The sequence below is a fragment of the Helicobacter burdigaliensis genome (assembly GCF_003670295.1).
Classification (GTDB): Bacteria; Campylobacterota; Campylobacteria; order Campylobacterales; family Helicobacteraceae; genus Helicobacter_D; species Helicobacter_D burdigaliensis.
On record NZ_QXJG01000014.1, the window covers coordinates 15,085 to 39,239 of the forward strand.

The 24,155-nt window shown below is 32.7% G+C and carries 28 protein-coding genes and 1 pseudogene; 3 read left to right on the forward strand and 26 right to left on the reverse strand.

The features are described 5' to 3' along the window. From EBF09_RS06195 to EBF09_RS06255, 13 genes are all read right to left on the reverse strand, one after another. Positions 1–582 carry a MotA/TolQ/ExbB proton channel family protein gene (locus EBF09_RS06195; RefSeq protein ID WP_121764269.1) on the reverse strand — a complete coding sequence of 194 codons (582 nt, stop codon included), beginning with the start codon at positions 580–582 and terminating at the stop codon, positions 1–3. After that, positions 579–971: an ATP synthase F1 subunit epsilon gene (atpC, locus tag EBF09_RS06200; RefSeq protein ID WP_121764270.1), complete on the reverse strand. Its 393-nt coding sequence runs from the start codon at positions 969–971 to the stop codon at positions 579–581. The genes EBF09_RS06195 and atpC overlap by 4 nt, the downstream gene beginning before the upstream one ends. A gap of 10 nt (positions 972–981) precedes the next feature. After that, positions 982–2,385, reverse strand: coding sequence for a F0F1 ATP synthase subunit beta (gene atpD, locus EBF09_RS06205; protein ID WP_121764271.1), 1,404 nt, complete (start codon positions 2,383–2,385; stop codon positions 982–984). A 13-nt stretch (positions 2,386–2,398) separates the two neighbouring features. Beyond that, entirely contained in the window at positions 2,399–3,283 is an 885-nt protein-coding gene (gene atpG / locus EBF09_RS06210; protein WP_121764272.1) for an ATP synthase F1 subunit gamma, read from the reverse strand. Positions 3,284–3,297: 14 nt separating this feature from the next. Further along, entirely contained in the window at positions 3,298–4,812 is a 1,515-nt protein-coding gene (atpA, locus tag EBF09_RS06215) for a F0F1 ATP synthase subunit alpha (protein ID WP_121764273.1), read from the reverse strand. 21 nt (positions 4,813–4,833) lie between these two features. After that, on the reverse strand, positions 4,834–5,370 hold the full coding sequence (locus EBF09_RS06220) for a F0F1 ATP synthase subunit delta (RefSeq protein WP_121764274.1): 537 nt from the start codon (positions 5,368–5,370) through the stop codon (positions 4,834–4,836). Further along, the gene (locus tag EBF09_RS06225; protein WP_121764275.1) at positions 5,371–5,880 is read right to left on the reverse strand and encodes a F0F1 ATP synthase subunit B; all 510 of its coding nucleotides are present in this window, start codon (positions 5,878–5,880) and stop codon (positions 5,371–5,373) included. Positions 5,881–5,889: 9 nt separating this feature from the next. Next, positions 5,890–6,288, reverse strand: a complete 399-nt coding sequence (locus tag EBF09_RS06230) for a F0F1 ATP synthase subunit B family protein (RefSeq protein WP_232817674.1) — start codon at positions 6,286–6,288, stop codon at positions 5,890–5,892. A gap of 88 nt (positions 6,289–6,376) precedes the next feature. Beyond that, positions 6,377–7,258, reverse strand: a complete 882-nt coding sequence (locus EBF09_RS06235; RefSeq protein ID WP_121764277.1) for a ParB/RepB/Spo0J family partition protein — start codon at positions 7,256–7,258, stop codon at positions 6,377–6,379. Further along, positions 7,258–8,049: a ParA family protein gene (locus tag EBF09_RS06240; RefSeq protein WP_121764278.1), complete on the reverse strand. Its 792-nt coding sequence runs from the start codon at positions 8,047–8,049 to the stop codon at positions 7,258–7,260. Before EBF09_RS06240 ends, EBF09_RS06235 begins: the two co-directional genes overlap by 1 nt. Before the next feature lie 12 nt (positions 8,050–8,061). Then, positions 8,062–8,697, reverse strand: a complete 636-nt coding sequence (locus EBF09_RS06245; protein WP_121764279.1) for a biotin--[acetyl-CoA-carboxylase] ligase — start codon at positions 8,695–8,697, stop codon at positions 8,062–8,064. Then, positions 8,698–9,609 carry a methionyl-tRNA formyltransferase gene (locus EBF09_RS06250; protein ID WP_121764280.1) on the reverse strand — a complete coding sequence of 304 codons (912 nt, stop codon included), beginning with the start codon at positions 9,607–9,609 and terminating at the stop codon, positions 8,698–8,700. A 71-nt stretch (positions 9,610–9,680) separates the two neighbouring features. Beyond that, positions 9,681–10,106 carry a helix-turn-helix domain-containing protein gene (locus tag EBF09_RS06255; protein WP_121764281.1) on the reverse strand — a complete coding sequence of 142 codons (426 nt, stop codon included), beginning with the start codon at positions 10,104–10,106 and terminating at the stop codon, positions 9,681–9,683. A 187-nt stretch (positions 10,107–10,293) separates the two neighbouring features. Between EBF09_RS06255 and EBF09_RS09545 the strand changes: the two are divergent. Both EBF09_RS09545 and EBF09_RS06265 read left to right on the forward strand, forming a co-directional pair. Continuing rightward, positions 10,294–11,012 (forward strand): annotated as a pseudogene (locus EBF09_RS09545) (galactosyltransferase-related protein); the annotation flags it as partial. A gap of 84 nt (positions 11,013–11,096) precedes the next feature. Beyond that, positions 11,097–12,377, forward strand: a complete 1,281-nt coding sequence (locus tag EBF09_RS06265; protein ID WP_408609810.1) for a capsular polysaccharide export protein, LipB/KpsS family — start codon at positions 11,097–11,099, stop codon at positions 12,375–12,377. Positions 12,378–12,608: 231 nt separating this feature from the next. Here EBF09_RS06265 and EBF09_RS09350 read toward each other — a convergent pair whose 3' ends face one another. The 13 genes from EBF09_RS09350 to EBF09_RS06330 all read right to left on the reverse strand — a co-directional run bounded on the left by EBF09_RS09350 (position 12,609) and on the right by EBF09_RS06330 (position 22,508). Continuing rightward, positions 12,609–12,758, reverse strand: a complete 150-nt coding sequence (locus tag EBF09_RS09350; protein WP_232817675.1) for a type II toxin-antitoxin system YafQ family toxin — start codon at positions 12,756–12,758, stop codon at positions 12,609–12,611. Then, entirely contained in the window at positions 12,748–13,065 is a 318-nt protein-coding gene (locus EBF09_RS06275; protein ID WP_232817676.1) for a hypothetical protein, read from the reverse strand. The genes EBF09_RS09350 and EBF09_RS06275 overlap by 11 nt, the downstream gene beginning before the upstream one ends. An 18-nt stretch (positions 13,066–13,083) precedes the next feature. Beyond that, positions 13,084–13,875, reverse strand: coding sequence for a glutamate 5-kinase (gene proB, locus EBF09_RS06280; RefSeq protein ID WP_121764284.1), 792 nt, complete (start codon positions 13,873–13,875; stop codon positions 13,084–13,086). Further along, positions 13,868–14,947 (reverse strand): GTPase ObgE, encoded by a 1,080-nt coding sequence (obgE, locus tag EBF09_RS06285; protein WP_121764285.1) that lies wholly within the window; start codon positions 14,945–14,947, stop codon positions 13,868–13,870. Before obgE ends, proB begins: the two co-directional genes overlap by 8 nt. A gap of 59 nt (positions 14,948–15,006) precedes the next feature. Next, entirely contained in the window at positions 15,007–15,264 is a 258-nt protein-coding gene (rpmA, locus tag EBF09_RS06290; protein WP_111230235.1) for a 50S ribosomal protein L27, read from the reverse strand. 21 nt (positions 15,265–15,285) lie between these two features. Further along, positions 15,286–15,597: a 50S ribosomal protein L21 gene (gene rplU, locus EBF09_RS06295; RefSeq protein WP_121764286.1), complete on the reverse strand. Its 312-nt coding sequence runs from the start codon at positions 15,595–15,597 to the stop codon at positions 15,286–15,288. Positions 15,598–15,687: 90 nt separating this feature from the next. Further along, positions 15,688–16,518, reverse strand: a complete 831-nt coding sequence (purU, locus tag EBF09_RS06300; RefSeq protein WP_121764287.1) for a formyltetrahydrofolate deformylase — start codon at positions 16,516–16,518, stop codon at positions 15,688–15,690. Continuing rightward, on the reverse strand, positions 16,518–17,399 hold the full coding sequence (gene sppA / locus EBF09_RS06305; protein ID WP_121764288.1) for a signal peptide peptidase SppA: 882 nt from the start codon (positions 17,397–17,399) through the stop codon (positions 16,518–16,520). Before sppA ends, purU begins: the two co-directional genes overlap by 1 nt. A 171-nt stretch (positions 17,400–17,570) precedes the next feature. Further along, positions 17,571–18,680: an Mrp/NBP35 family ATP-binding protein gene (locus EBF09_RS06310; RefSeq protein WP_121764289.1), complete on the reverse strand. Its 1,110-nt coding sequence runs from the start codon at positions 18,678–18,680 to the stop codon at positions 17,571–17,573. Positions 18,681–18,689: 9 nt separating this feature from the next. Further along, positions 18,690–20,021, reverse strand: a complete 1,332-nt coding sequence (gene thiC, locus EBF09_RS06315) for a phosphomethylpyrimidine synthase ThiC (protein ID WP_121764290.1) — start codon at positions 20,019–20,021, stop codon at positions 18,690–18,692. Positions 20,022–20,187: 166 nt separating this feature from the next. Beyond that, positions 20,188–21,594 carry a major outer membrane protein gene (locus EBF09_RS06320; protein ID WP_121764291.1) on the reverse strand — a complete coding sequence of 469 codons (1,407 nt, stop codon included), beginning with the start codon at positions 21,592–21,594 and terminating at the stop codon, positions 20,188–20,190. 75 nt (positions 21,595–21,669) lie between these two features. Continuing rightward, positions 21,670–21,816, reverse strand: coding sequence for a FeoB-associated Cys-rich membrane protein (locus EBF09_RS09550; protein WP_121764292.1), 147 nt, complete (start codon positions 21,814–21,816; stop codon positions 21,670–21,672). A gap of 233 nt (positions 21,817–22,049) precedes the next feature. Further along, the gene (locus EBF09_RS06330) at positions 22,050–22,508 is read right to left on the reverse strand and encodes a DUF411 domain-containing protein (RefSeq protein ID WP_121764294.1); all 459 of its coding nucleotides are present in this window, start codon (positions 22,506–22,508) and stop codon (positions 22,050–22,052) included. Positions 22,509–23,034: 526 nt separating this feature from the next. On the opposite strand from EBF09_RS06330, the gene EBF09_RS06335 reads away from it, so the two are divergent. After that, a partial coding sequence (locus EBF09_RS06335) for a PDC sensor domain-containing protein (protein ID WP_198672548.1) occupies positions 23,035–24,155 on the forward strand: 1,121 nt, incomplete at its 3' end.

The window sequence follows — 24,155 nt, forward strand, 5'->3', positions numbered from 1 at the left end:
CTACTCCACCGATGTAGTCTTACTATTAGGACTAAGCAAGATATTAATTTGAGCTTGCAAAAAGGTATTTAATTCAAACACTTTTCTTTTTAAGACTAGATTAAAAGAATAAGCTGGAATTGCAGTTAAAATCCCAAAGGCTGTTGCTACAAGTGCTTTAGAAATTACAGGAGCAATTACATCTAAAGTAGCTCTTGAGTTCATACCAAGCTTTGAAAAAGCCTCCAAGATCTCTATAACTGTCCCAAATAGCCCAATAAAAGGAGCTGTTGAGGCGACAATAGCCAAAAAAGATAAGCCAAGAGTTGCTTCCTTTAAAGTAATATCCATTGAATACTGCAACATTGATTGTGTAATTTTCTTATCTGCTTTTCTTAGATTGACACTTAAAGCAGAATTTGCCATTAAAGAATTTTTACCCATAAGCAACGATTCTACTGCCTCTTTTTCATTGGCAATAATTGATGAAAGTCTAAAATAGCGGTATAGAAATATCCAAATCACGCAAATAAGATACAAAGAAAGCCACGCTAGAACTCCTAGCGTAACCAATCCTATATCATCAAAAAAATTTAAACTCACAAAACACTCTTTGCTGCATTTTCAATGCGAGAAATTACCATAGAAGAAGCCACACGATTATCCGTAGAATCTTCAAGAAGCTTTTTGGCATTTTGGATAGCTTGAGCAATTTCTCCCTCATTATTTCCACTAATAGCCACAGCACCTTCTGCTAAGACATCTACACTCTTTTCATCAACTTTAGCATGACCCCAATTAATAGCAACCATTTCACTTGTTGAATCTTGTTTTTGTATCTCAATAACACCTGTATTTAAGACACTCACTACCCCAACATGCCCCGGCAAAACTCCAAATTCTCCCTCGCTTCCAGGTAGTGTAACACTTTTTACATCACCTGAGAAGATTTCTCCCTCGGGTGTTACAATATTTAATTTTAAAGTTTCCACTAAAAACTCCTTATGCTTTAGCTTTTAGCTTCTCCGCTTTTTCAAGAACTTCATTGATGTTCCCAACCATATAGAAAGCATTTTCTGGAATATGATCGTATTTACCTTCTAAAATTCCCTTAAAGCCTTCTAATGTTTCTTGTAAAGTTACATATTTACCCGGACTTCCTGTAAATACTTCTGCAACAAAGAAAGGTTGTGATAGGAATTTTTCAATTTTTCTAGCTCTTTCAACAACTTTCTTATCTTCTTCGCTAAGCTCATCCATACCTAAAATTGCAATAATATCTTGCAAATCTTTGTATTTTTGTAAAACTTGTTGCACGCTTGTAGCTACTCTATAATGCTCTTCTCCAACTACTTGAGGATCTAAGATTCTTGAAGTTGAATCTAATGGATCCACTGCTGGATAAATCCCTTTTTCTGCAATTTTTCTATTAAGAACTGTTGTTGCATCAAGGTGGGCAAAAACAGAAGCAGGCGCTGGGTCAGTCAAGTCATCAGCAGGCACATATACAGCTTGAACTGAAGTAATAGAACCTTTTTTAGTAGATGTAATTCTCTCTTGAAGTTTTCCCATCTCACTTGCTAATGTTGGCTGATAACCAACTGCAGAAGGAATTCTACCAAGAAGGGCTGACATTTCAGCACCCGATTGTGCATATCTAAAGATATTATCAATAAACATCAATACATCTAGCCCTTTTTCATCTCTGAAGTATTCTGCCATTGTCAAACCTGTAAAAGCAATTCTATTTCTAGCACCTGGTGGCTCATTCATTTGTCCATAGCATAAAGCAACTTTATCTAAAACGCCCGATTCTTTCATTTCATGATAAAGATCGTTTCCTTCTCTTGTTCGCTCACCAACACCTGCAAATACAGAATAACCACTATGCTTAAAAGCAACATTGTGGATAAGCTCCATAATAACAACTGTTTTACCAACACCTGCACCACCAAATAAACCTACTTTACCACCTTTTGAATAAGGAGCAAGCAAATCTACTACCTTAATACCTGTTTCAAACATCTCTGTTTTTGTGCTTTGATTTTCAAATGTAGGAGCAGAACGATGGATAGACCATTTTTCTGGATTTTTTAGTTCTTCTCCACCATCAATCACATCACCTGTTACATTAAAGATTCTTCCTAAAACTTGCTCACCTACTGGAACACTAATAGGATTTCCTCTTGCAATTACTTCCTGTCCACGAATTAGACCTTCTGTCATATCCATAGCAATTGCACGCACTCTATTATCTCCAATGTGTGCTGCCACTTCTAAAACAAGCTTTCTTGAATCTCCCTCAATTGAAAATTCAACATCTAATGCTTCATTGATCGCAGGTAGATAAGCATCAAAATCCACATCTACCACAGGACCCATAACCTGAATAATCTTACCTGTCATTTTCTTTTACTCCTTATTTCATTGACTCAACGCCGGTATTAATCTCAACCAACTCTGTTGTAATTGCCTCTTGTCTAGCCTTATTATAAGCCACCGTCAAGCTTCTTGCTAACTCTCCTGCATTATTTGTAGCTGCATCCATAGCTTGCATTCTTGCACTATGCTCTGCTGCTAGTGAATCGATTAAAGCATAATACATACTAAACTCTACATATTTTGCCGCTAATTGATCAAAAACAAAATCTTCTTGATCGCTAGGCTCAACCTCTAAAACAGAAGAACATTCACTAGATTGCTCCATTCCTTCAATAGGGAGAATTTGTGCAACTTTCATTTCTTGAGCAATCATATTTTTAAAGCCATTATGCACCATAATCACTTTAGAAGTTTTTCCTTCAAGATAATCTGCTACTGCTTTATTGACAAATTCTGCTGCCTTTTCATAATTTGGCACCGCACTAAGCCCTACTGCACTATCTAATATTTCAATTTCGTTAAACTTATAATACTCAATAGCCTTTTTACCAATAACACGAAGTCTAACTTTCATATTTTGGTTTTTATAATCTGCAATTAGTCTATTTACTTCTTTAATTGTATTGATATTAAAGCCACCGCATAAACCTTTATCAGCGGTAACCAAAATAATATCTACAATCCCTGTATTAGCACTAGCAGTGAAATATGCACTTTGATGAAATTCTTGATTATCGCTTACTTTTTGCTTAATCTCTTCTAGAACTTCTGTAATTTTACTAGCATATTTCTTAGAGCGTCTAGCCATCTCATCAGCTTTTTTAAGCTTAGATGTAGAAACTAGCTTCATCGCTCTTGTTGTCTTTTGAGTATTGAGAACACTTGAAATCTGCTTTCTAATATCCTTAAGATTGTTTCCCATTACAACTTCCTATTTTATACAGCAAAAGAAGCTTTGAACTCTTCTAATGCTTTTTTCAAAGTTTCCTCTATATCTTTATCTAACATTTTTTTAGAACGGATATCTTCAAAAATTTGAGGGTATTTTGCCTCCAAGAAAGGATATAAATTTGCTTCAAACTTAGTAATGTGTGAAACTGGAATATCATCCATATATCCTTGAGCACCCGCAAAGATGATTACCACTTGACGCTCAATTGGAAGTGGAGAATATGGAGGCTGTTTTAAAACCTCTACCATTCTTTGCCCGCGATCTAGTTGTTTTCTACTTGATTCATCTAAATCAGATGCAAATTGTGCAAATGCTTGAAGTTCTCTATATTGTGCTAAATCAAGTCTTAGAGTTCCTGAAACTTGCTTAGTAGCTTTAATTTGTGCAGCACCTCCAACACGAGAAACAGATAAACCAACATTAATAGCCGGACGAATACCTGAATTAAACAAATCTGTCTCAAGGAAAATTTGTCCATCAGTAATTGAAATAACATTTGTAGGAATGTAAGCTGCAACATCTCCTGCTTGTGTTTCAATGATAGGTAATGCAGTTAGAGAACCTGCTCCTAGCTCATCACTTACTTTAGCCGCACGCTCTAATAATCTTGAATGCAAATAGAAAACATCTCCTGGGAAAGCTTCACGACCTGGAGGGCGTCTTAAAATCAATGACATTTCACGATAAGCCACCGCATGCTTACTTAAATCATCATATACAATCAAAGCATGGCGTGAATTATCTCTAAAATACTCACCCATAGTTACACCCGCATAAGGAGCTAAATATTGCATAGCAGCTGAAGTAGAAGCAGGAGCATTTACAATAATTGTATATTCCATAGCCCCATGCTCTTCTAGTTTTCTAACCACTTGTGCTACTGTAGATTCTTTTTGTCCAATAGCTACATAAATACATACAACATCTTGTCCTTTTTGATTAATGATTGTATCAATAGCTACTGTTGTTTTACCTGTTTGTCTATCTCCGATAATTAATTCTCTTTGACCTCTACCAATAGGCACAAGTGCATCAATAGCCTTTAAACCTGTTTGAAGAGGCTCATGAACAGATTTTCTTGACATAATCCCTGGAGCTTTTTCTTCCATAAAGCGATACTCGCTTACTTCAATTGCTCCCTTTCCATCAATAGGCTCACCTAGAGCATTTACCACACGCCCCATTAATCCATCGCCTACTGGAACACGCAAAAGCTTACCTAATCTTTTTACAGATGTGCCTTCTTTAATATCTTTTCCAGCACCTAAAACAACGACACCTACACTTCCTTCCTCCAAACTTGATGCAAGTCCTTTATCACCTGTATCAAATTCAACCATTTCATAAGACATTACATTTTTTAGTCCATAAACTTTTGCAACTCCATCTGCATATGCTATTACTTTACCAGTCTCAGCAATATTCAAGTCAAGCTCAAAATTATCAATTCTTTCTTTGATGATCGAGCTAATTTCATCGGCTTGTAATTTCGCTACCACTATTACTCCTTAAAAATAAAATTAAAATGCTTTTAAAATATGATTTTTTAAATCTTGAACCAATTTTTCTTTAGAAAAAGAAATCTCTACTCCAAGATCTTCCACAACAAGCTTAATACCAGCATTTTCTACAACCCTTTGTTCTAATGCTAGTTTAACACCTAATTTCTTACCAAATTTCTCTTCAAATTCTTTAAGCATACTCGCCTCATATGCACTGGGAGTGATTAAAGTTGCTATATATTCTTTATTTAGCATTGCAATATAAGAAGCAACTTCTGCACAAAGCTGTGGCAAAATTTCCAATCTACCATACTCTGCTAATATCTTAATAAAATTTGCTTGCTTAGAATCTATTTTATTATCTAAAACTTTTTCTAAAATAAACTTTTCTTTCTCCTGCACACTTAAACTAGGTGCTGTTAAAATTTCTCTAAACTTAGCAATTTCAAAAGCCGCACCTAAAAGCAAAAGCATCTTTTGTAATGCTTGCATTTCTTCTAGTGAAGCACCTTTTGCATAAGCTTTAATATATCTTTTAGCAATCAATTCTTTCATTTATGCCACCTTCTTTAAGAGCGCATTGCCTAAAATCTCTTTATCAAGAGCAATTGCCTCTTTATTTAAAAACTTATCAAGAGTAGCTTCAATCACACCAGCTTCCACTTTGCGTCTTTCATAACTCATCTCTTCGTTAAATTGCCTAATAAGATTTTCAATTTCATTTTTTGCATTTTCTTCAATCTTTTGAGCAATCATTACTGATTCTTTATGTGCAGTTTCAACAATGTCTTTTGCTATTTTTTTGCTCTCTTCTAATTGCTTTAATGCTTTTTGCTTCTCTTTGTTGCTTTCTTGAAGCTTTTCTTCAATTTTTGCTAAAGATTGTGCTATTCCATCTCTTCTCTCTTTGAAAATAGCTTTAATCTTATCTGCTCCAAAATAATACACCAAAGCAAAGAAAATCACAAAATTGATAGTCCGCTCAATAATATCCATTTCTCCACCTGTCCCCGCAGCATACACAAAACATGGAGCTAAAAACAAAAACAATGCAATCTTCTTCATTCTTTCTCCTTAGATATTTTTTAATTTATTTTGTAAAGCTGCCTGAAATTGTGGGACTTGCACCAACAATGTTTCTTGCAATCTTTCTTTCTCTTCTTCTAATTCTCTTGTAAATTCAAGATATTTTTGTTGAAGTTCTGTTCTTTTTTGAGAAATTTTGATTTCCGCCTTCTCTTTTGCTACCTCTTGGGCTTTGCTCTTAATCTCTGCAGCTTCTTGTTTTGCCTTAGCTAAAACTTCTTCTGCTTCTAATTTAAGCATTTTAATTTCATTAGTATTACCTTCAATTCCCTCACTATCTCTTTTAATAGAAGCATCGCGAGCATCCATAAAACCGATTAAAGGTTTATATAAGATTTGATTTAATAAATAAATCAAAACTAAAAATATTACTAAAACTAAAGCCATTACCCAAGGAGTTGGGATAATAGTCATTTTAACTCCTTTCATTCACAACATAAAATTTTATTCTAACACTAAAACAGCTAAGGTTTTCTTAAATTCTAGAGTTGCTTAACAATTCAACAAAGTTATCCACCTCCTTATCGTTACTAAATTCTACAATGAAACGATTTTTAGTAAAATTTGCCTTAACTTTTTGCTCTTTTAAAAGCTCACATAGTTGCTTTATTTTTACTTGCTTATCTTTTGAAATCTCTAAAGTAACTTTAGGAACATTATGTTTTTCTTTATTTTTATAACTTTTAATAAGCTTTTCGCTCTCATGCACACTTAGCTTTTGCCCGATGATAGAATTTGCAATAAGCTCTTGTTCTTCTTTGGGCAAAGTTACTAAAATTTTTGCATGCCCTTGTGTAATTTTGTTATCAACAATATATTGTTGCACCACCTCGCTAAGCTCCAAAAGTCTTAGAGTATTAGTAATTTGCGCTCTTGATTTAAATAATCTTTTGGCTAACTCTTCATGCGTAATACCATAGCTATTAATAAGTTCTTTATAGGAGTATGCTAAATCAATGGGATTTAAATCTTCCCTTTGAATATTTTCAATCAAAGCAAGTTCACGTAATTTTTCTTCTTTGATATCCACTACAATAGCTTTAATACTATCTTTTTTGGCTATTTTACTTGCTCTAAGCCTTCGCTCTCCTGCAATTAAAAAATATTTTCCTTCTTCATTGCCCTCATAAACAATAATAGGCTGTAAAAGTCCATGTTCTTCAATAGAAGCTGCTAGCTCTTGCAGACTCGCCTCATCAAAAATACGCCGTGGTTGCATAGGATTTGGAAAAATATCTTTAATATCAAGCTCCACTACTAAGCCTGAATTATCACGCAAATCATTTTGATAAGCTTCTTCCACTTCTCCTAAGATCGCACTAAGTCCTCTACCTAAACCCATATTTTTTTTAGCCATTAAGCCCTCTTTAAAATTGCTCTCGCAAGACTTTGATAAGCAATATTCCCTTGAGATCGCACATCATATAAAATTACTGGCTTACCAAAACTAGGGGATTCTGCTAATTTTATATTTCTAGGAATAGTTACTACACTACTTGTAGTATTTTCTTTAATCAGCTTACTATCAAAATGTTGTAACAAATCTGCCAATACCTGCCTTGAAAGATTATTTTGTGAACTATACATCGTTGGCAATAAACCTTTAATTACCAAATCTGGATTAATCTCTTTTCTTAAGATATTAATTGTATTAATAAGTTGTGCTAATCCCTCTAGTGCAAAAAACTCACATTGTATAGGAATAATCACAGAATGTGAAGCACTCAAAGCATTGATCGTTAAAGGACCAAGCGCAGGAGGAGAATCTATAATCACATAATCATAAGTTTCCATAACTTCTTCAATTTTCTTTTTCAAAATAAGTTCTCTACCATTGCGTTTTTGTTGGCTATAAAATTCTTTTTCAATACCAACCAAACCTATATTAGAAGGAGCTAGATGCAAAGTGGGTATGGAAGTCTTTTGGATAATTTGTGAAAGCTTCTTTGTCCCTATTAAAACATGATAGATATTAAACTCTATTGTATTGCGATGGAATCCTAAACTTGTTGTTGCATTAGCTTGCGGATCTGCATCAATCAACAATACTTTCTTTTCTTCAACAGCCAAAGAAGCTGCCAAATTTACAGCAGTGGTTGTTTTACCAACCCCACCTTTTTGATTAGCAATAGAAATAACTTCACACATCAACATTCCCCATTATCTCAAACTATAATATCGTTTCCCATTTGAAAGAATTGAACCATCTTCACACAATATCGCATTCTCTAAAGAAAGCCTTTTATTATCTATATGAAAACCAAAATTCAAACTTTTAGAGAATTCTAACTTATATTTACTAAAAATTTGCTTCCACGATAAAGTTTTTTTTACTTTTTTTATGAATTTTTCTAAAATTTCTTCTTGTGTTGCCTTAATATCAAGCATACCAAAAGAACTTTGTGTAACTTTTAAATTAAGTCCAATACCTACAATAATTACCCCGCCCATCTTAGAGCACAAAATTCCACCTATCTTTTTATCTTCTATATACAAATCATTAGGCCATTTTAGCCAAAGCTTAGAGCCAAGCTCATCTAAGCTTTCTTTAAACAAATATCCAAAATAAAGTGAAATAGATTCCAAAGGCAAATCTTTTGGCAAACTCTCCAAAAACAAAGCACAAGAAAAATACAATCCTTCTTCCACTTCTTCCCACGAGTTTGCACGACTCCCTATGCCTTGTGTCTGCCTTTTTGCTAAAACCAAAACAGGCGCTTCTAAAGTATCCTTTTTAATAGCCTCTATTAAATAAGTATGGGTTGAGGGTAAACTATCAAATTTTAAAATTTTCATCTAACTTAAAATATCCCCTACTTTTAATCTTTTTCCTTGTAAATAATCATAAGCATTCATGGGCTTTTTAGAAGGTGCTTGGATAATCTCTACAAAAATACTCCCTTTTTTACAACCTAACAAAATCTTATCTTTTTGGATTTGCAAAATCACTCCCTCAAGATTGCTTGAATCCTCTTCATTTAAATGGATATTTTTAAGCTTGATTTGATTAGCTAAAGAGATTTCAGGCCACCCCTCATATGCTAAAGATTTTAAATACACCTCTTTAGCACTTCTTAGCTCCACTCTCCCCTCTTCTTTTTTGATTTTTTTGCATAAACTTTTATTACATTCTAATTGTTTAAGGGGAGAAATATTCTCTATCCCAAATTCTAAAAGCTCCAAAGTTAATTTTGCAGCCTCAAAAGACAACTTAGAAAAAAGCTCTACTGCTCCTTCTTTTTGATTTTTAAAAGCAGAGATTCCCAAAATCTCTCCACAATCAAGCCCCTCTTCCATCTTCATAGCCGTAACACCAAAATATTCTTCCTCTTCTAAAATCGCACTTTGAATCGGACTTGCACCGCGATATTTTGGCAAAATAGAAGCATGCAAGTTAATACAAGGTGCTAAAGACAAAATCTTTTTAGGTAAAATCTTCCCATAAGCTGCCACGATAATCACATCGCACGCAATTTTGCTAATTTCTTCATAAAATCCCTCATCTAATTTTGAGGGCTGAAAAATGGGTATTTTCTCATTTAAGCCTTTATTGAAAAGCAATTCTTTAGTATAGGGCATTTTAAGCTGCATATTTCTTCCTGCCCTTTTATCTTCTTGTGCGATGAGTGCCACAACTTCGTGCTTTTGCAAAAGTGCTTCTAAAATCACACTTGCATACATAGGAGTTCCCATAAAGATTATTTTCATGCTTTATTTACCTTATTAAATTGTTTCAAAAATCATAACAAAAACGCTTTAAATAAAGTTTAATCACAAACTTAACTTTCTTTGTTTAAATTGTTTTTAAGAAAATTATTTAGCTCTAAAACTTGCTCTTTATTCTGTTTTAAAACTTTTTCTAAACTTTCTAAGCTTTTTGGCGAAAGATATTCTAAAAGCTCTATAAGCTGTGGATAGTTTGCATCTTCTTTAAAACTATAAATTTTGCTTAATATTTTTAAATTTTTCTTTTTATTATCGCTAAAAAGCTCTTGTTCACACACCCCCAAAGCATCGGCAATGAAGGGTATCATATCTGCTTTTATATCAATATTTCCATTTAAATAGGCATAAATGCTTGAAAGTGTGGGAATCTCACCTGTTTTATTTGCTTTCATTCCTAGATTGATTAGGCGACTAGCAAGCTCTTTTTTACTGATATTTTTTTCTTTTAAAATTTCATTAATACGCTCAACTACTTTCATTTTTCTGCTTTACTTTTATAGTTAATCTATAATTCTAAGCAAATAAATTATTGTAAAAGTATAATTTAAGTATCGTTTATCTATAATTTTTGCCATATTTCTCATAGAAAAAGGATAAATTTTGGCGAAGTTATCTATTATTATCCCTTTTGGCACAAGCGAGGAGCGCCCCTATATCAAAGAAAGAGTGATAAGCAAAGCGAATGAATATAAAAGCGATGAGCTAGTAGAATATATCTTTGTAGAAGGGTTTTCCTCTTTAGAACACCCAGAGCTTAAAAGCTTGATTGAAAGCAAAGGGCATCGTTATTTTAAAGATGAAGCCCAACAATCTAGCAAGGCTTTTTCAACAGGACAATGCAGAAATTTAGGCATTATTAACGCAAAAAGCAATGTAGCAATGTCTTTAGATGTAGATTGTGTGATAAGCAAAGCAAATTTAAAAACATTTTAGAGCTAATAACTATAAAAGAAATAGATAAAAATCCTAATGCCTTTTTGGTTTTACCTTGTATATATTTAACCGAATTTGGCACAGAATCTTTACAAAACTACAAACTTTCTTTATGGGATAATATAATTCAACAAGATTTACTATTTGATAAAAAATTGATAAAATTCTCATCTCCTGCTTCAAGCACCATCATAATGAATCGTTTTAAATTCTTAGAACTTGGCGGATATGATAAAGGATTTGTAGGACATGGCAGTGAAGACTTTGATTTAATGATACGGGTTTTAAAAAATTGTGCAGAGTTTGAAGCCTTACCCGATGATTTAACTTATTTTGTAAAAAATTGGGATTTTAATAACTATAAAGGCTTTAGAGCTTTATTTGCACTTGTAGGAAACGAAGCAATATTGCATGGAATCTATATTTATCATCTTTGGCATATTGAGCCCAATCAAAACAAATACTTTAACAACAAAGAATTAAACCATAAAAAGTTTATTAAAAATTTGCAAAATAAAAATCATTTCATAGAGCCTTTGTATTCTAACCCCCTAAACCTAGCAAAAAATCTTGCACTTTTTAAAGAAAACTCCACCTCACATCGCATTTTAAATCAAATAAGCGTCTTTATAGGTGAATGTATTTTTAAATTAGAGCAAGATTTTTTTGACTATATAGGAGATAGATTAGTATTTAACAAACAAGCATTTATAAAATTTCTAAAAAATAATCAAATTGCTAATATTATTTTATTTAATCCCTATGGCAACGAATTAAGACTTGAAATTTATAACTTTTGCAAAGAGCAAAATATCCCTTATCTCATTTGGGAGCGAGGTGCGATAAATGATAGCTGGTTTTTTGATACTAAGGGCTTTAATTATGATTCAGCCTCTTATAATGAAAAACTTTGGAATAAAAATTTAAACGAAGAACAAATCCTAAAAACAAAAGCTTTTATTAAAAATGAGCTTTTTAACAATGAAAACTTTCTTGAAAAACAAGGCTTAAGGCAAAATGAAATTGAACTTAGAAGAAGACTAGAAATCCGTCACAAAAAAGTAATTTTTGTCCCCTTACAAGTGCCAAGCGATACGGTAATTCAATATTTTTCCAAACCACCTTTTGATTATCAAGGTTTTTTAGAAATCATCGATACACTCGCTAAAGATTTTATAAAACAAGATATAGTCTTTATAGCTAAAAAACACCCACTTGATTCAAGTCTTAACAAAAAAGCTTATAACAATTTGCTTTTTGCTCCTGATGATACACATTTTTTAGATCTTTTGCAAATAGCCAAAGCTTGTGTATTGATAAATTCTGGTGTTGGTTTGTATGCTTCAATGCTACAAAAGCCTTGTATAATTTGTGGGGGTGCATTTTATGCTTGCAAGGACTTAAACATAGAAGTAAAAAGCAAAGAGGAGCTTAAAGGCTCTATTCTTAGCGTTTTAAACAATAACTTTAAAGTTGATGAAGCAAAAATGCTTCGTTTTTTACATTATCTTATTTTTGAATTTTATAGCTTTGGTAAAAGCTATTATAAAATCATCAACAAGCAAGATAGGCAAGTCAATGCGGTTGTAGCGATAGATTTTTACCAAATTATCATTAAAGGCAAAATTTATCTTCAAGGCACACATGCTAAAAAAATGACTTATAAGCTAAACTCCCCTATTTATAAGCCCTACATTTATGAGATTAAAAACATAAATCCTAAACAAAAATCCAAAAATAGCAATTTAACTTTTATAGAATCTAAACTCTATCATACAAGATTTTATAGCTTTTTACTAGACCTAGAGATTTTATAATAGATAGCAAAAATCCTCTTATAAAGCCACTAAAATTATTTTTAACTTTTAAAGCTAGCTAAAATAAGGCTTTAGTTTTATTACTTAGCAATAAGCTTAAAAAGTCTAAAACACACTATTATGACTTCCTAAACTTGCTAGATACAATTCTAAAATATTTTTATTTTTACGATAGATGAGTAATAAATCAAGCCTTAATATGGCATTCTCTAAAGCCGATATAATCGCCTTTTAGGCGTGATCTTTGTATTTTGGTTCTAAGATTTCATCGTTAGCAAGTTTATTAACCACATCTTTAAGAATTATTTTATCATCTTTACTTACTTTTTTAAAATCTTTTTTAAATTTCTTAGAAAAAGTAACTTCGTATTTACTCTGCATTTAAAGCCTTAAATGCTTCTTCTACGCTACTATAACGCTCTACTTCCCCATTTTTATACTGCCTTATCGCTTCATCAAGTTCAGGTATTCTTCTTTGTTCTTCTTTTTTGGCTTTTTTAGAACTAAAAGAATTTTTAAGTTTCTCGTTTAAAAATTTAAAAAGCTCATTATTTTCTTTTGTTTGCAATGCAAGTTTTTCCGCTCTTTTCTCCACCAAAGAAAGTGCATAAACTAATTGCTTTTGCGTTCCATTTTCATATTTAGAATAATCAAACCATAATAGCTCCTTTTTGATTATTATAGCCAAATTTTACTTATCTAGCCCCTACTTTAAAGGAGCAAACAAAGTCCCTTTACTCCATACTCCACTTTTTATTCCAACTTGTAAAAATTCTCTTACAAACTCTAGCTCATAACCACTGGTTAAAAACATTTTTTTATTATTTTCTAAAAGAAAATTAGCAGCCTTTAGCTTAGTTACAATTCCCCCTGTGGCAAATTGATTGTGCGGAGTGGCATTTGCTTCTAGTTCTTCTTTTGAAATTTTATGGATAGTTTTATACATTTTTGCATTTTTATTTGTATGGGGATTATCATCATAATAACCATCAATATCACTTAAAATCACCAAAAGAGAAGCATTGAAGTAATGTGTAACATAGGCTGAAAGCTGATCATTGTCCCCAAAACCTAGATATTTTAGCTCCCCTGTTGCAATCACATCATTTTCATTTACGATAGGCAAAACCCCATTTTTTAGTAGCACTTCCATTGCATTTTGCGCATTTTGCGTATGCTTTCTTGAATCAAAATCATAAGCAGTAAGCAAAATTTGTGAAGTAATAATATTGTATTTTTTAAAAAGTTCTGCATAAAGCTCCATAAGCAATGGTTGTCCAATGGAGGCCAAAACTTGCTTATTTGTCAAATCACTTTTATCTAAAGATAATCTTGTATAACCTGCTGCTACTGCCCCAGAAGAGACTAAAATAATCTCATATTTTTCACTAAAACTTGCAATTAACTCTGCAAGTGCTTGCATTCTTTGCAAGTTAATCAGCTGGTTTTCCACTAAAATAGAACTGCCAACTTTAATTACAATTCTTTCTTTAAGCATTTCTTTTTACACTTTCATATAAACTTTTCTTTAAAATCTCTAAATTTCTCCCCACAACACTAGAGATTCCAAGCACAAATTGCGGAATATTTGCATCAAACTCCATTGCATATTCATTTTTAGAAACTTGAAGATAGTGGTTGTCTTCTGCTTTTTGTAAGGAGAAATTAAATTCTTTTAAAAATTCTTCTATTTTTTTGGAAATTTCCTCTTCTTCTAAAGTATCAAGCTTACTAAAAATAACTCCAAAAGGACGCTTGGATAACTCGCTACTAAAGTTTTCTACCTCTTGCCTTAGGGTTTTAAACTGCAAAGCTATTTCTCTATAATTTGAAATATCAAGCACAAAAAGCAAGAATCTTGTGCGTTCAATATGCTTTAAAAACTCTATCCCTAAGCCTTTCCCCTCACTTGCCCCACCGATAATTCCGGGAATATCTGCTATCACAAAAGAGCGAAACTCACCCACATCTACAATCCCTAAAGAAGGTATCAAGGTAGTAAATTCATAATTTGCAATTTCTGGTTTTGCATTCGATAACACCGATACAAGAGTGGATTTACCTACATTTGGAAAGCCCACTAATCCCACATCTGCTATTAATTTTAACTCTAAGCGAATCTTTTTGCTAATTCCTGCAATTCCTTTTTGTGCGTAAGTTGGGCGTTGGTTTGTAGCACTTTTAAAATGTGCATTCCCCAGCCCTCCTTTACCACCTTCTAAAAATAAAACCCTTTCTCCATCTTGTAATAAATCTAGTAAAATTTCCCCGCTTTCTAAATCCACCACTTGAGTTCCAGGAGGAACGATAATCTCTAAATCCTCTCCCTTTTTTCCATATTTGTTTCTGCCAAGTCCAGGCTGTCCATTTTGAGCTTTGAAATGTTTGTGTCCTCTAAAATGCGATAAAGTATCTGTATTTCTATCTACTTTAAAATAAACACTCCCACCTTTACCACCATCTCCACCATCAGGTCCTCCATTGATGACAAACTTTTCTCTACGAAAAGAAACTGCACCTTCTCCACCCTTTCCAGAGGATACAAAGATTTCAACACTATCTACAAACATTAAATACCTTAAATTTTAAATAAGAAGTCTCTCCAAAAAGAGAGACTTTTTGAAGTTTTCTAAGAAGCAGGATAAATAGAAACTTTTTTGCGGTTTCTATCTTTTCTTTCAAATTGAACAATTCCATCAATCAATGCAAAAATAGTATGATCTTTTCCCATACCTACATTACTTCCGGGATGCACTTTAGTGCCTCTTTGACGGATAATAATATTTCCTGCTCTTACGAACTCCCCACCAAATTTTTTCACACCTAAACGGCGTCCAGCTGAATCTCTATTATTCTGAGTACTTCCCTGACCTTTCTTGTGTGCCATTTTTACTCCTTATGCAGCAATCTATGCTGAAATTTTCACAACACGAACGCGTGTAAAATCTCTTCTAAAGCCTCTTTTGGTTTTACTATCTTTTCTACGACGCTTTTTAAAAGTGATTACCTTCTTGCCTCTACCCTCATTGATAACTTCTAGCTCTACTTTAGCCCCACTTACATAAGGTGCTCCAAGCTTGATATCGTTACCCTCGCAGATAGCAAGAACTTCATTCACTTCAACTTTTGACTTTGGCTCAAGGTTTAAGCAATCTAGCAATATAATATTGCCCTCACTCACCTTGTATTGTTTGCCTCCATTCTGAATGATTGCATACATCTACAATTCCTTAAAAATTTGAAGTCATTTTATTAAAAAATAAAACGCATTATTCTAGCCTATTTTTTATTAGGCTTTCTTTAAAATTTTCTAAAAAACAATAGTTTTATTCTTATAAACAAAAATTCTCTCTTCTAATGCTAAATTAAGTGCTTTAGCTAAAACTATCTTTTCCACATCTCGCCCATTTTTTTGCATTTCTTTCCAAGTAAGTGCATGGTTAATTTTAATAATATCCTGATAAATAATAGGTCCCTCATCTAACTCATTATTTACAAAATGTGCCGTTGCACCAATAATCTTAACACCCCTATTATAGGCTTGTTTGTAAGGGTTTGCGCCAATAAAAGCTGGCAAAAAACTATGATGGATATTAATGATTTTCCCTTCATACGCACTCACAAATTTAGGGGTTAAGATTCGCATATATTTAGCCAAAACCATATAGTCAAATACATAATTGTTTAAAACCTCTAGCACTTTTTGCTCATGTGCTTCTCTTTGCATATTTTCACTCGATACACACACAAAAGGGATATTAAATTTTTGCACCAAAGGTTCTAAATCTTTATAATTTGAAATCACTGCCAAAATATCAGCGTTTAGCTCTCCACTATCATAACGGATTAGCAAATCCCCTAAACAATGATTTTCTTTGGTGCATAAAATAACAATTTTGCGCTTTTGTATTTTTTGGATTTCTACCCTCGCAACTTTAGGCAAAATTGTGCAAATCCTATCATGCAATTTTGCAATATCACATTCCCCAACAAACTCTGAACGCATAAAGAAAATATTTTCTTCTCTTTCTACAAATTCATCATTCTTTAAAATATTTAAATCAAACTCAAACAAAATACTTGTAATTTTTGCTATCAAACCTTTTTCATCAGGCGTTTGTATCTTCAAAGCATATTGCATTAATAATTCCTATTTAGATTTTCATAAATTTTAGAATAAACATTTAAAATTCCATCGGCAATTCCTTTGGAAACGCTTTGTCCTAAAATTTCATTCAAAAAATCTTCTTTTTTTTCTAGCCAAATGGGTTGTGTGATTTTTGCAAGTGCTTTTAACTCTTCTTGTGCTTCATAAATATCTCCCACTTTATCTATTAAGCCTAGTTTTAAGGCTGTATTTGCACTCATAATTCTCCCTTGTGCAAACTTGCTTTCATCTTCTATTTTTAATCCACGAGCTAGCACTACATCTTCTACAAACATTTTATATTGCTCTTCTACAAGCTCTTTTAACAAAGCCTCTTCCTCTTTATTCCATTCTCGAGCAAAAGTTCCTGCTTCCTTATAAACTCCAGCTTTCAAAGTTTGCGATTTGATACCTATTTTATCTAAAAGCGGACTAATATCCACCCCTTCTATAATCACTCCAATAGAGCCCAAAAGTGCTCCTTTATTTGCCACTATGCTATCTGCCCACATACCTGCCATATAGCTTCCGCTTGCCATTACTCCTTGTGCATAAGCTACCACTGGTTTTTTGCTTTTTAAGCGTTTAATGGCTTCTGCTAACTCCACACTAGGAGCGATTGCACCCCCTGGAGAATTTACCACCAATAACACGCCTTTAATGGATTGATTTTGCTCTATTTTGCTAAGTTCTTCCAAAAAACTTTCACTATCTATTATCATACCGCTTAAATCAATTCTAGCTAAATTTGCATTCTCTTCGCTTTTGCCTTCACCCACACTAAAAATTAAAAATACAACCAACAAAAACACCAATGCTTTAAAATATTTCATAATAAAATCAAGTGGTGCTAAAAGAATCTTAAAAAATTTCAAAACCCTCTCCTTATATATTTACAATAAATTTTTAAAATTATAACAAATTATCTTTTGTTTCATTGCCTTAATTAATCTTTTAAAAATTGCTTTCAAAAAATAAAATTACTTTTACATTTTTAAAACAATTTTTTATATCTCATGATAAATCCCCCACAAAAGGGGAAATTTTTAAGAAGAACAAGCAGACTTGCCTGTATTAATGGGTTGAATCTCTTTGTTATCAGCTAGATTTTTAGCATTTACTTCTTCAATAAACTCCCATAGACTTTTTGCAGCTTTTAGATATTCTTTTGCTGATTTAGATTCTGGATTAAAATACACAATTGGCTTTCCACTATCGCCTCCCTCTCTCACACTTGGTTCAATTGGGATTTGTGCTAGGGTTTGCGTGCCATATTCTTTTGCAATCGCTTCTGTTGTGCCTTTACCAAAAATATCATATTCTTCGCCACAGCCCGGACAAATAAATCCACTCATATTTTCAATAATTCCTGCTAGCGGGATTTTTAGTTTTTTAAACATATCTAGTGCTCTTGCGCCATCATCTAGGGCAACTTTTTGCGGGGTTGATACTGCAATTCCTGCAGTTACTGGCACACTTTGTGCTAAAGTTAGCTGTGCATCACCCGTTCCTGGTGGCATATCAATAACCATAACATCAAGCTCACCCCAAAGCACATCACTTAGCATTTGCTCAATCGCTCTAATAATCATAGGACCACGCCAAATAAGGCTCTGCCCTTCATCATAAAGCACACCCATAGAAATCATCTCTACCCCATAGGCTTGAAGTGGGATAAGCTTTTTTAGTTTTTGATCTACTTCTGGCTTATCTTTTTCTAATCCAAGCATTCTAGGCACATTTGGACCATAAATATCTGCATCTAGCAATGCTACTTTTTTGCCTTGCATTGCAAGTGCAATCGCTAAATTTACACTTGTTGTAGATTTACCCACACCCCCTTTACCACTGCTTACCATTACAAAATTTTTAATTTGTGGAGCTAGATTCTTAGTAGTGGGTTGCTTTGGTTGTTGTGGGGCTGGTTGTTTAATATCAATATTTATTTTGCTAACTCCTGCATTATTTAACTTTTGTGTAATAGCTTCTCTTAGAGAATTTGCCACATCATTTGAAGCTGATGGAATCTCAAGCCTTATAGAAACCGCATTTTCATACACAAGCATTTCTTTAACAAAGCCAAAAGTTACAATATCTTTTTCAAAATTAGGATAAATTACTTCTTTTAATAAATTTAATAATTGTTCTTGATTCACTTTTTCTCCTTAACTATGTTGTTCTATTATTTCTTGTGAAATTTTATAGCTACAAAATTTTGGTCCGCACATAGAGCAAAACTTCGCATCTTTAAAAACTTCTTGAGGCAAACTCTCATCATGGTATTCTCTAGCTCTCTCTGGATCTAGCGCTAATTCAAACTGCTTGTTCCAATCAAAATTATATCTTGCATTACTCATAGCATCATCTCTAACTCTAGCATTAATCCTACCTCTTGCAATATCGGCTGCATGGGCTGCTATTTTGTAGGCTATAATCCCCTCTCGCACATCTTTTGCATTAGGCAATCCTAAATGCTCTTTTGGAGTAACATAGCAAAGCATCGCCACGCCCTTCCAAGCTGCAATACTCGCTCCAATGGCTGAAGCTATATGATCATATCCTGCTGCAATATCTGTTACAAGTGGTCCTAAAACATAAAAAGGTGCTTCATAACAAAGCTCTTTTTGCAATTCCACATTGCGTTCAATTTCATTCATAGGCACATGTCCTGGACCCTCAATCATTACTTGCACATCTTTTTCCCATGCCCTTAAGGTTAGCTCTCCTAAGACTTTTAACTCTCCAAGTTGAGCTTCATCACTAGAATCAGCTAAGCAACCCGGACGCAAAGAATCTCCAAGACTTAAAGATACATCATATTTTCTGCAAATCTCTAAAATATCATCAAATGCTTCATAAAAAGGATTCTGTTTATGATAGTGCATCATCCAAGAAGCCATAAGGCTTCCACCACGACTTACGATACCCATTTTTCTTTTTGCTAAAGAAGGCATATGCTCTAGCAAGAATCCACAATGAATCGTAAAGTAGCTAACCCCTTGCTTTGCTTGTCGTTCCATTACTTCAAGCATTTTATCAATGGTTAGTGCATTAATATCATTTTTAACATCGTGCAAAATTTGATAGATAGGCACAGTGCCAATAGGAACGCTAGAGTTTTTAATCACAGCTTCTCTTATGCTATCTAAATCACCACCTGTGCTTAAATCCATAATAGTATCTGCACCATACTTAATGGAAATAAGAGTTTTTTGCACTTCTTCTTCAATAGAGCTTGCAAGAGCAGAACTACCGATATTAGAATTAATTTTTGTTCTAACAGCAATCCCAATTCCCATAGGCTCTAAATTAGTATGGTTAATATTTGAAGGTAATATCAAGCGTCCTTTTGCCACTTCTTTTCTTATAAGTTCAGCTTCTAAATGCTCAATATTTGCAACATATTGCATCTCTTCTGTAATTATGCCTTGCTTTGCATAATAGAGTTGCGTTTTTACTTTATCATTTTTACGGGCTTCTACCCATTTACTTCGCATTAGTTCTCCTTATAATGGATAGTTTATAAATATGCGTTCATAAAGTAGCAAAATAAAATTTAATTTTAGCTTTGCTCGTTTAAATTTTATAAAAAGTAAAGAAAGATTTTAAAAATGTGTAGGTTTTAAGCAAAAAAGATAGAATCTCTTTTGCTTTTAAAAAGTTTTAGAAATTGTATCTTGCTTCAAAACGGAAACGATCTCTTGTTTCTTTGCTTTGACCACTTGCATTAGGATCACTTGCAATCAAAGTATTATCTTTATCTGTTGTTAAGAAAGAATAATTAATTGCAAATTTAAGAGGTTTAGAATATTGCCAAGTAATGTTTGGATTAATCTCTTGGAATTCTATATCACCCCCTACTCTATTTGCCATTCCTGGAATTCCTCTAGTTTGCTTATTTTTCCCATAAATATAATCAATACCAATATTTAAATTTTCCAAAACATCATAATTTAAATTTGCATACATTACGCTAAGCTCATTAGACTCATATCCATGTGGCATTTCTCCAGAATAATTACTAAACATAGAAATATCCACGCCTGTTGCAGTGCTTTCAAACCAAATTTGTCCATATTTTTGGAATGCACCTTCATTGTCAAAAGAAACCGCAAAACCATCTTGAGTGTTACCCCAATATCCTACATTAAGTGCTACTGGGACATTAAACTCATGGAATCTCACACCTGCTTCTAGCGTATAAAGATCGTTTGCTTCTTTTACTCCACCAGCTCTATGTGAAGGATGAATATTTAAATAATAATCCCTCCACACAGAACCTTCATCGTTATTGAGTTTTGCAAATGCATATTGTCCTTTTAGATAGAAAATATTATTACTCCATGAAAGCTCACCAAATCCACCTGCATCCACCATATCTTTTACACCATAGAACCATAATTGAGAACCAAAATTTCCATAATTTGTTTCATAATTGCTAATTGCTGCGATTGTATAAAGTGGTTTTGTAAAAGATTGATTATTGGGAGTTAGCCAATAACCACCTTGAATATCATCTACACTCCAAGAATCATAAGCACCTAGCACAAAAGTCCAATGTGGTAAATCAGAGTTTGTTGCTAAGATACCTGTCCCTCTATCATCTAGTGTATCGCTAATAGGCATAGTCATAATCATCTTACCTACTTTTACGCTTGTGGCAGTAGATTCTGGAGTAATGAGTGCATTAAACTCTCTTACACCAAATTTCCCATCACTTCCACTTCCAAGTCCATTACCTGTTCCTGGCGCTGTATCATTGTTTCCATGATTTACATTTTGTTCTGCATTATGATAGCCAATACCCAGATTAAAAGATACTGCATTGATTACAGGAGTTTTAAAAAGAACATCTGCCCTCCAAGCATGACTAGCATCACCCTTACTTGCTTTTCTTGAACTATCTTTTACAAAATCCTCATCCTCATAACGATTATCTGTATAACGGTAGCGTAGCATTCCACTTACATCAATTCCTTTAATTGCTTCTTCTAAAGGTTGTGCAAAACTCACAGATGAAAGCCCAGCAATCGCTACTGAAGTTACTAAACTAAGTTTTAAAAATTTCATTTTTGCCCTTTAAGTTTAAAATAAAGTGGCAATTTTATCTAATTTAAGCTTAATTATTTTTAAGTGATTAAAATTTTATCTTTTTTGTTTATTAGTGTTACATTCACACCCACATCCGCAACCTTTTTTCCTTTTAGGTAAAAACTTAATTGCAAAATAAAATACACAAAGCAATAAAACTGCTCCTAAAATAATTGTTTCATTTAAATTGTTCATAATCATTTCCCTTTCATAGATATTTTATAGAAAATAATATAGCACAAAAACAATAAAAATAATATTTATTATTATTTTTTGCTACAATCTTAAACTTAAAGAATATTATCATTTATATAAATTTTAGTATTTTTAAACTCTTAACTACAAAATTTCTTGTGACTATTTAAAAATAAGAAAGAGAATGAGAAATTCAATTTATTTTTACCTATCCCCCTCTTCCTAAGTCAAGTATATTCTTATATAACTTTTTTGATTAATTTGTGTCCTTTATAAATTCCATAAGTTTTATAGCTTCCATCTTTTAGCATCAAAATCACAGGATATTCTTCTTCTACATTACCCTGCTCCATTCCTGGACTTCCTATTGGCATACCTGGAGTTGAGACACCTATAACATCTTTAGGCTTATTCTTTAGCAACCATTGTAATGCATCTTCAGGGACATGCCCTTCCACCACATATCCTTCAATAATCCCTGTATGGCAACTTTGATACTCTGGTTTGATATTATATTTTTCTTTAATCTTTGCAATATCTTCTGCATAAGTGCTTTTGACTTCATAACCCTTTTTTACCATATATTCTTCCCACATTTTACAACAACCACAAAAAGGACTATTATAAAGCTCTATTTTATCCGCTGCAAAAAGACTTAATGGTGCTATCCCCATTACTAGCAAACTTTTAGCAATCATTCTTTTCATTGTTAAATTTCTCCTTTAATTTTTATAAAATTATAACCCTCTAAAATTAATCATTATTTAACAAATTTTTAAGAAAATTGTAAAAAAGTAACTTATTTACAACAAATGCAAAATAATTATAATTTTTCTTATAAATCTTCGCATAATTATTTCTAATATTTTACAGAGAAGAATTTTAGGAAATATTTTTTCAAAAAATTTATATTATAAATTTATTTAGATTATCTAAACTAAAAAATAATAAATTAATTATTCATAAACTATATGAGACAAAGCTCTATAAAAAAATTCAAATTAAAATAAAAATCTTATAAAAGAAAAAACATAAAATTTAAGGTTAAAAATTTAATTTTTTGTAATCTACAAATATTATAATAAAAATTACATAATCCAAAAACGCCTTAAAAAATGGCATTTTTTTTATATTTTCACAAAGAATAAAGAATATATAATTAATAGAATCCTTAAAACATTTAAGGTTGATTTTAATTTCAATAAAATGGGAGAAAAGCATCAAATGAAAAAATCAGTATCTTCTAAGATTGTCTATCTAATCGGCATTTTATTTGTGATTGTTTTGGTTATCGTTAGTGGAGTAAGCTATTTTAGTGCTAAAGAAAGTAGCTTTAGCTACCTTAAAGAAAATCAACAAAAAGTTCTCTATGATGTGGGATATTTCTTTGAATTTTATTCAAACCTAAAAAGAAGTGCCATTCAAGAAATGGGAGAATTTTTTGAAAATCCAAGCACACCTTTGAGTGAAAATAATATCTACAATATTCTACAACTCACTAAAGATAATATGGGGTTTGACACAGTATTTTTTGCCACAAAAGATGGAATTACCTATCAATTTGACAGAAGCAAAAGAAGTGCTACACAAGATGGATTTGACCCAAGAACGCGTCCTTGGTATCTCTCTGCACTAAAAGTCAATGAAGTTGCAGTAACTGAGCCTTACAAGTCCATTACTACTGGGCATTTTTCTGTAACTTACTCCTATGCAGTAAAGCGTGATGGAGAAATTATCGGGGTTGTTGCTGGTGTATACAACTTAGAAAAATTCTCACAAGATGTTCTAACCTTAGGGCATTCTCAAAATTCTTATGTAGGCGTTTATGCACCTGATGGAACTATTATGTTTCATGAAGACACCAAAAGAATGCTTACCAAAAATGCCTTAAGCCAAAATATAGCACAAGCCTTTAAGAATGATCCTACTATCTTAAATAAAGATAATGTAGAAATTTTTATCGCACACGATGATAAGGGGGTTTCACAAGCGGTAATGTGTAATGCTACGATTAATCCGCTTTTTAATATCTGCTCTATTACTCAAGAAAGCGTTTATGATCATGCAAGCACTTCTATCTTAAAACAGCAAGTTATCATAAGTTGTATTGCTATTATTGCAGTTTTAATTTTAATAAAACTTTTTATCTCCTACCTCTTAAAACCCCTCTCCTCCATTCAAAATGGCCTAAGTGGTTTCTTCTCTTATTTAAACCATGAATCTAAAAATGCTCCTAAACCTATTCTAGTAAAAAGCAAGGATGAATTTGGTATTATGGCTCAAGCTATCAATGCTAATATTGAAAAGACTAAGTTAGGATTAGAACAAGACTTAAAAGCTGTAAC

Excerpts from the sequence above, each read along its gene's own strand:
- EBF09_RS06230 (WP_232817674.1), bottom strand. The coding sequence starts at position 6,288 with ATGGCTTTAGTTTTAGTAATATTTTTAGTTTTGATTTATTTATTAAAT.
- EBF09_RS06250 (WP_121764280.1), bottom strand. The coding sequence starts at position 9,609 with ATGAAAATAATCTTTATGGGAACTCCTATGTATGCAAGTGTGATTTTA.
- EBF09_RS06330 (WP_121764294.1), bottom strand. The coding sequence starts at position 22,508 with ATGATTGCTAAAAGTTTGCTAGTAATGGGGATAGCACCATTAAGTCTT.
- obgE (WP_121764285.1), bottom strand. The coding sequence starts at position 14,947 with ATGTTTGTAGATAGTGTTGAAATCTTTGTATCCTCTGGAAAGGGTGGA.
- EBF09_RS06220 (WP_121764274.1), bottom strand. The coding sequence starts at position 5,370 with ATGAAAGAATTGATTGCTAAAAGATATATTAAAGCTTATGCAAAAGGT.
- EBF09_RS09550 (WP_121764292.1), bottom strand. The coding sequence starts at position 21,816 with ATGATTATGAACAATTTAAATGAAACAATTATTTTAGGAGCAGTTTTA.
- EBF09_RS06245 (WP_121764279.1), bottom strand. The coding sequence starts at position 8,697 with ATGAAAATTTTAAAATTTGATAGTTTACCCTCAACCCATACTTATTTA.
- atpD (WP_121764271.1), bottom strand. The coding sequence starts at position 2,385 with ATGACAGGTAAGATTATTCAGGTTATGGGTCCTGTGGTAGATGTGGAT.
- EBF09_RS06235 (WP_121764277.1), bottom strand. The coding sequence starts at position 7,258 with ATGGCTAAAAAAAATATGGGTTTAGGTAGAGGACTTAGTGCGATCTTA.
- EBF09_RS06320 (WP_121764291.1), bottom strand. The coding sequence starts at position 21,594 with ATGAAATTTTTAAAACTTAGTTTAGTAACTTCAGTAGCGATTGCTGGG.
- atpG (WP_121764272.1), bottom strand. The coding sequence starts at position 3,283 with ATGGGAAACAATCTTAAGGATATTAGAAAGCAGATTTCAAGTGTTCTC.
- proB (WP_121764284.1), bottom strand. The coding sequence starts at position 13,875 with ATGCTTAAAGAAAGAATTGTAATTAAAGTTGGCAGTTCTATTTTAGTG.
- thiC (WP_121764290.1), bottom strand. The coding sequence starts at position 20,021 with ATGCGAAGTAAATGGGTAGAAGCCCGTAAAAATGATAAAGTAAAAACG.
- EBF09_RS06225 (WP_121764275.1), bottom strand. The coding sequence starts at position 5,880 with ATGAAGAAGATTGCATTGTTTTTGTTTTTAGCTCCATGTTTTGTGTAT.
- rplU (WP_121764286.1), bottom strand. The coding sequence starts at position 15,597 with ATGTATGCAATCATTCAGAATGGAGGCAAACAATACAAGGTGAGTGAG.
- rpmA (WP_111230235.1), bottom strand. The coding sequence starts at position 15,264 with ATGGCACACAAGAAAGGTCAGGGAAGTACTCAGAATAATAGAGATTCA.
- EBF09_RS06240 (WP_121764278.1), bottom strand. The coding sequence starts at position 8,049 with ATGTGTGAAGTTATTTCTATTGCTAATCAAAAAGGTGGGGTTGGTAAA.
- EBF09_RS06255 (WP_121764281.1), bottom strand. The coding sequence starts at position 10,106 with ATGAAAGTAGTTGAGCGTATTAATGAAATTTTAAAAGAAAAAAATATC.
- purU (WP_121764287.1), bottom strand. The coding sequence starts at position 16,518 with ATGCAATATGCTTTGAAGATACAAACGCCTGATGAAAAAGGTTTGATA.
- EBF09_RS09350 (WP_232817675.1), bottom strand. The coding sequence starts at position 12,758 with ATGCAGAGTAAATACGAAGTTACTTTTTCTAAGAAATTTAAAAAAGAT.